The sequence below is a fragment of the Corallococcus sp. AB049A genome (genome assembly GCF_003668885.1).
Lineage (GTDB): Bacteria > Myxococcota > Myxococcia > Myxococcales > Myxococcaceae > Corallococcus > Corallococcus interemptor.
On record NZ_RAWL01000462.1, the window covers coordinates 1 to 6,568 of the forward strand.

At 68.9% G+C, this 6,568-nt stretch carries 7 protein-coding genes; 2 read left to right on the forward strand and 5 right to left on the reverse strand.

All coding sequences use genetic code 11. The features are described 5' to 3' along the window. From D7X55_RS33485 to ald, 4 genes are all read right to left on the reverse strand, one after another. On the reverse strand, positions 1-762 hold a 762-nt coding region (locus tag D7X55_RS33485; RefSeq protein ID WP_147470308.1), incomplete at its 3' end, for a PleD family two-component system response regulator. Positions 763-951: 189 nt separating this feature from the next. After that, a complete protein-coding gene (locus tag D7X55_RS33490) occupies positions 952-1,803 on the reverse strand; it encodes an anti-sigma factor (protein WP_120550037.1) in 852 nt (283 codons plus the stop codon). A 54-nt stretch (positions 1,804-1,857) separates the two neighbouring features. Continuing rightward, positions 1,858-2,499 carry a sigma-70 family RNA polymerase sigma factor gene (locus D7X55_RS33495; RefSeq protein ID WP_043323356.1) on the reverse strand — a complete coding sequence of 214 codons (642 nt, stop codon included), beginning with the start codon at positions 2,497-2,499 and terminating at the stop codon, positions 1,858-1,860. Between the two features lie 259 nt (positions 2,500-2,758). Continuing rightward, entirely contained in the window at positions 2,759-3,886 is a 1,128-nt protein-coding gene (ald, locus tag D7X55_RS33500; RefSeq protein WP_120550036.1) for an alanine dehydrogenase, read from the reverse strand. A 181-nt stretch (positions 3,887-4,067) separates the two neighbouring features. Here ald and D7X55_RS33505 point away from each other — a divergent pair, with 181 nt between their 5' ends. Together D7X55_RS33505 and D7X55_RS33510 are read left to right on the forward strand one after the other, a co-directional pair. Beyond that, complete coding sequence (locus D7X55_RS33505) at positions 4,068-5,378, forward strand: radical SAM protein (protein ID WP_120550035.1); 1,311 nt, start codon at positions 4,068-4,070, stop codon at positions 5,376-5,378. A 32-nt stretch (positions 5,379-5,410) separates the two neighbouring features. Further along, on the forward strand, positions 5,411-6,091 hold the full coding sequence (locus tag D7X55_RS33510) for a hypothetical protein (protein ID WP_120550034.1): 681 nt from the start codon (positions 5,411-5,413) through the stop codon (positions 6,089-6,091). 12 nt (positions 6,092-6,103) lie between these two features. Here D7X55_RS33510 and D7X55_RS33515 read toward each other — a convergent pair. Beyond that, positions 6,104-6,568, reverse strand: a 465-nt coding sequence (locus D7X55_RS33515) for a PleD family two-component system response regulator (protein ID WP_147470309.1), incomplete at its 5' end; no start/stop codon positions are given.

The following is a 6,568-nucleotide window of genomic DNA, read 5'->3' on the forward strand; positions in this document are numbered from 1 at the left end:
GGCCGGCGTCACCGGAGCGGCGACGGGCTCCGGATCCACAGGCGGCATGAAGCCGACGACGGTCTTCTCCTCCGGCTCGTCCAGGCCGCCCAGCATGTCCAGCGAGTCATCGCTGCTGTCCGGCCCCAGCGAGTCCAGCGCGGAGATCTCCTCCAGGCCGGACGGGGTCTCCATCTCCTCCGGAGGCGCCACCACGGGCTCCTCGGGCGTGCCCGTCACGGGCTCGGACATGTCGCTGAAGGCGTCGTCGAGCATGTCCAGGTCTTCCCCGGCCACGGCGGGCTCTTCACCCGTGTCGACGGCGATCTCCTCGCCGAAGTCCGTCGAGGGCTCCTCGCCCAGCGAGTCCAGCGTGAGGCTCTCGTCCACCACCTCGTTGCTGACCGGCGGCTCCGGGAAGCCGATGACGCCGCCCACGCGATCAATCAGGACGTTCGCGTCCACCGGCTTCGCCACGTACTCGTCCGCGCGCGCCTTGAGCTTGCCGTGCGCCGCGAAGCCGTCCGGGTTGCCGATGATGACGATGGGCACCGTCTTCAGCTCGTCGTCCTTCTTCAGCTTGCCGCAGATGAGGTAGCCGTTCTGTCCCGCGGACAGGTCCACCGCGAGCACCACGAGGTCGGGGCGCTCGCGGCGGATCAGCTCCACGCTGCCCTTGCCGTCGCCCGTCGTCTGCGCGGAGAAGCCCCGCGCCTCCAGGGCCTGCTGCAGGGTGGTGGCGAGGGTGGCGTCGCTTTCGACGATCAGGATTCGCTTGGACATGAAGGGACGGCCATCCTGGGGGTGCGGCGCGCGGTGTGACGCCAAGAAGGACAGCAGCGGCGGCGCGCGAGAGTGAAGACGCCGTCGAGGCTATCGGCCATGCCTGGGACCGTCAATCTTCACACCGGGCGCAACGCCCGGTATTCAGTTGAGCAGGCGACCACGCAAGCCCTCGCTGGTGCGAGGGCTTCAGGGCTGTAGCGACACAGGCTGCACGCTCACCGCGGGCTTCACCTGCGCGGGGCGCACGAGCCCGTTGGAGCGGTGCTCCTGATCCCGCAGCATCTGCAGGATGGCCGCGTCGTCCAGGTCCGTCACCAGCTCGTAGGTGACGTCCTGATCACGCCACGTCACGACGTTGTACGCCTGGCTCGAGTCCACGGCGACGTTCTCCACCGTGGGGCCCTCGTCCTTGATAACCCGCTGGCCCGTCGCCGGATAGACGAACACGCCGATGTTGCGCTTGGGCTCGTTGGTGAGGCGGGGCTGCGTCTCGTAGCTGACGTAGACGACTTCCTGGCCGTTGAGCGTGGAGAAGCGCGCGCCCACGGGCCGCGCCTGCTGCAGGCGGGGCAGGGTGATGCGGTGCTCCACCTTGTCGTTGAACCACGCTTCGATCTGCTCCGGCGTGCCCGCGACGAACTCCAGGGGACGCTGGCGCGTGTGGCGCTGCACGGCCTCCAGGATGGTGGCCTTCTGCGCCTTGCCGGACTGGTACGTCATCCAGCCGCCGCTCACGGTCACCACCACCAGGGCCATGGCCCCGACGCGCAGCCACTGGCCCACCTGCGCGCGGCGGTGCTCGCGGTGCAGGCCGGACTGGATGCCCGCGCGCAGCGACGCCGGCGCGCGCGTGCCCTGGGCGGAGACAGCGTGCTTCGCCGCGCGGCGAAGCGTCTGACGCAGCTGCATCTCCTCGTCCACGCGCGCGACACACGCTTCGCAGCCTTCGAGATGCGACTCCACGTCGTGGCGTTCCTCGGGCTGGAATTCGCCGTCGAGGTACGGATACAGCAACCGCTCGAGTTCCTGGCAGGTCATGGGCGCTCGATGAGGTGGTCTGGAGGGGGATTGCGACGCCCCTCCAACCTCTTTCTAGCCTGCCTTCTTCCGGCGCCGGAACTCTTCCAGGTCCGCCGGGGCCTGGACCGGCTCACCGTCGTGCCGGAACACACCCTGGCCCTCCGCGTACTCGCGCAGCGTCTTCTGCAGGAGCTTGCGGCCGCGGAAGAGGCGGCTCATCACCGTGCCCACGGGGCACTCCAGGATCTCCGCGATCTCCTTGTAGGAGAACTCCTGGAGGTCCGCGAGGATGACCACCAGCCGGAAGTCGATGGGCAGCGAGTCGATGGCGCGCAGCACGTCGTCCGACAGGAGCCGGTCGAAGAAGTACTGCTCCGGGTTGGCCGCGAAGTCCGTCGCGTCCCGGCTCACGAAGCGCTCATGCACCGCTTCGCGCTCCACGCCCTCCACCACCGTGCGCTCCTTCACCTTGCGGCGATAGCGGTTGATGAAGGTGTTCGTGAGGATCTTGAAGAGCCAGGCCTTGATGTTGGTCCCGCGCTCGAACTTGTCGAAGAAGCGGTAGGCCCGCATGCAGGTGTCCTGCACCAGGTCCTCGGCGTCGCGCTCGTTCTTGGTCAACCGGAGCGCCGCTGAATAGAGCGGGTCCAGGTGCGCCAGCGCCAGCTCTTCGAATTCCTGCTTCGTCCGGTTGGGTTGCCTGAAGTCCAGCATCATGCTCCCGCCTTCCAGGGGCCCGAAATGATTGGGGAATGCGTCGCCTGCCTAACGGTCAATCTATGCACCGGAACAGACGGGTCAACAACGCTTTCCCCTGCCACGCCGCCCGCATGCCCGCTTCTGGAGTGCGGAGACGTCCGGCGGGATCATTTATTCCTCAGGGTGGGAACCGGACGTCCCACCCGTCCCAGGGTCCGATGCCGACAACCGGCCAGCACGTGGCTGGCCGGCTGTGGGGCAGGCGGCCTTCAGCTCACTTCTTGCCGCTGAGGGCGTCCATCAGGGGCACGTAGTCGTACCCCATGTCCTTGGCGACGGCCTCGTAGGTGATGTGGCCGTTGTAGGTGTTGATGGCGCGCTGGAGGGCGCGGTCGGACTTCACGGCCTCCACCAGGCCCAGGTCGGCGATCTTCCGCGAGTAGGGGCGGGTGGTGTTGGTGAGCGCGAAGGTGGACGTCTGGGGCACCGCGCCGGGCATGTTCGCCACGCAGTAGTGGACGACGTCGCTCACGGTGAAGGTGGGGTTGTCGTGCGTGGTGGGCTTGCAGGTCTCGATGCAGCCGCCCTGGTCCACCGCCACGTCGACGACGACGGAGCCGGGCTCCATCTCACCAATCAGCTCGCGCGACACCAGCTTCGGGGCCTTGCCGCCGGGGATGAGCACGCCGCCGATGACGAGGTCCGACTCGCGCACGGTGCGCGCGATGGACTCCGTGTCCGAAGCCAGCGTCTGCGCGCGGCCGAGGAACACGTCGTCCAGGTAGGTGAGGCGCTCCAGGTTCACGTCCAGGATGGTCACTTCCGCGCCCATGCCGACGGCGACCTTGGCGGCGCACAGGCCCACCACGCCACCGCCGATGACGGCCACGCGGCCGCGGCGCACGCCGGGCACGCCGCCCAGGAGGATGCCCTTGCCGCCGTGGGCCTTCTCCAGGCACGCGGCGCCGACCTGGATGGCCATCTTGCCGGCCACCTCGGACATGGGCTTGAGCAGCGGGAGGCTGCCGTCATCCAGCTGCAGCGTCTCGTAGGCGACCGCGGTGACCTTCTTCTTGATGAGCGTCTTGGTCAGCTCCGGGTCCACGCCGGCCAGGTGGAAGTACGTGTAGACGATCTGCCCGGGCTGCATGCGCTCGTACTCGGGCGCGATGGGCTCCTTCACCTTGCAGACCATCTCCGCGCGCTTCCACACTTCATCCGCGCTGGAGATGATCTGCGCGCCGACGCGCTGGTACTCCGAATCCGGGATGCCGGAGCCGACGCCAGCGTTCGTCTCGACCAGCACCGTGTGCCCCGCCATGGTGAGCGCGCGCACGCCCGCAGGCACCATGCCGACACGGTACTCGCGGGTTTTGATCTCCTTGGGGACTCCGACGATCACGACTGCCTCCGACGAATGGGGGACTGCCTGGAAAACGTGGCGGACCCATAGACCAGGGCATGAGCGCTTTCAAGGCGCGCACGGGCGAGGAAAGGGACCGGCCGTGATGGGCCTCATTCATCCATCCACATGACGCGAGGCGTTGGACGCAGGCCGGCCCACCCGTGTTAGTTAACGGCGCATGACGCACGCGCCGAAACTGCTCTTCGCGGACCCCAAGGGCCGGGTCATGGAGCATCCCTACCTCATCGCCACCCTGCGCAGCGGCGAGGAGCTGGTGCCCCCGCAGGACAAGCCCATCGCCCTGCCAGCGGCCGGGCGCCTGGTGCACCTGCCCGGCCGCCTGCCCGTGGGGCTCAACCCGGACTCCGGCGAGCTGGAGCTGGTGCGCGAGATGAAGGTGGGGGGAAAGACCTTCGTGCCCAATGCGGTGGGCGCGCTCCTGCCCCCGGGCTACACGCGCACGTTCCTGCCGGGTGAGGTGAAGGGCAGCGGGCCGGTGCTGCCGCAGTGGGCGTACACGGCGGCGGCGTGGGGAGAGAAGGGGCCGCTCGCGTGGGCCATCCACACCGACCGGCGCTCGCACTGGGAGCCGGAGTCGTACTCCACGCCGGAGCTCAAGGGCCTGGTGACGGCGCACATGAAGCGCTTCCCGGACAGCCGCGTGCTCAAGCAGCTGAAGACGTGCGCGCTCCTGTACCGGTGCTTCACGTCGCAGAACATCTTCTATGCGCGCGACGAGGGCGCCATCCCCGCGTCGGTGATGTGCAACGCGAGATGTGTGGGCTGCATCTCGGATCAGCCCGCGGACGGCCCGCCGGCCTCGCACGAGCGCATGGATGACGGCCCCTCCGCGGAGGAGATGGCGGCCATCGGCCTGTACCACCTGGAAAACGCGCCGGGCCGCACCATGGTGAGCTTTGGCCAGGGTTGCGAGGGCGAGCCGCTCACGCGCTGGAAGTTCATCGCGGAGTCCATCCGGCTGATGCGCGAGAAGACGGACAAGGGCTCCATCAACATCAACACCAACGCCAGCCTCACGCACGGGCTCAAGGCGCTGCTGGACGCGGGCCTGGACGCCGTGCGCGTGTCGCTCAACTCCGCGTCCAAGGGGCTCTACGAGGCCTACTACAAGCCGGTGAAGTACGGCTGGGAGGACGTGGAGGCGTCCATCGCGCTGGCGCGTGAGCGGGGCGCGTACCTGGCGCTCAACCTGCTCCTGTTCCCCGGCGTCACCGACCGCGAGGGCGAGGTGCAGGCGCTGGAGAACCTGGTGCGCAAGTACCGCGTGGATCAGGTTCAGACGCGCTCGCTGTGCATTGATCCGCTCCAGTACCTGGAGGTCGCGCGCGGCGTGGGCGCGGGTGGCGAGCCGGTGGGCATCCGCACGCTCCTCAACCGGCTGAAGGCGGCGCGGCCGGGGCTCATCATCGGCAACTTCGCGCGCGGCCTGGACGAGCGGGAGAACGCCGCCGGCACACCGGAGGTTTGACCGTCCGGGAGGGAAGGGCTACGCAGCAAGGCATGTCCGCTTCCTCCCGTTCCGCGTTCCGCGTTGCCGTCCTCTGTCTCTCCTCCGGCGCCGTCCTCGGTGCGTGCAGCAAGGCGCCCGAGGAGCCGGAGTTCGATCACGGCCTCAAGAAGCCGCTCGTGCGCAAGCTGCGCGAGGAGCTGGCGGAGTCGCCCTGCGACAAGGCCAAGGCGCAGCAGCTGGGGCAGCTGCTCCTGGACACCGGCGACCTGAAGGGCCTCACCCGCGTGACGGACACGTTCGGTGAGAAGTGCGGCCCCAACGTCGTCCTGCTCCAGCTGGCGTACACGGCCAACGCGCGCGCCGGGGAGAAGGAGCTGGCGCTCAAGGCCGCCACCGCGCTGACCACCGCGCAGCCGGACAACGCGAGCTATCACGTGTGGCGCGGCCTCTCGCTGGAGGCGCTGGGGCGCACGGAGGAGACCGCGGCGGCGCTGCAGAAGGCCTTCGACCTGCAGCCCGGCCAGCGCCCCATCCTCAACTCGCTGGTGAAGACCTACGACTCGCTGGGCAAGTCCTGCGAGGCGCTGGCCGCCTACCAGCGCTTCGTGGAGAGCGCGAAGCCCTCCGAGGCGAAGTCCGCGGAGGTCCAGGCCCAGCTTCAGGAGCGGGCCGCGAAGACGAGCTGCCCGGCCCAGGAGCCCGCGCAGCCCGAGGCCGCGGCGAAGCCCTGAGGCGAGCGGTGACTACTCGGCGCCAGGGGGCATCAGCTCCTTGGCGACGAGGTTGCCCATGACGGCGTCCTTGGGGATGTAGCCGTCGGCGCCGGCCTCGCGGCAGATGCGCTGGAGCTCCTCGACGTTCTCACCGGAGCACAGCAGCACCTTGATGCCCTTGAAGAGGCTGTTCGTCTTGATGAAGCGGCAGAACTGCTCGCCGTTCACGTTGGGCATGCGCACGTCCAGCAGCACCAGGTCCGGGCGCGTCTGCTTCTTCAGGATGATCTTCGTGGCCTTGTCCGCGGTGTCCGCGACGTGGACCTCGAAGCCCTTGGACACCAGGTCCGCTTCGATGATCCGCGCCGTCATCTCACTGTCGTCCACGATGAGGATGCGCGGCTTGCGCCCCCCGGCGGCCACCGGGGCCTTGGGGAGTCCGCCGGAACCCGTGGCGGGTGCGGCCGGAGCCGCGGCGGGCGCAGGGGCGGCGGC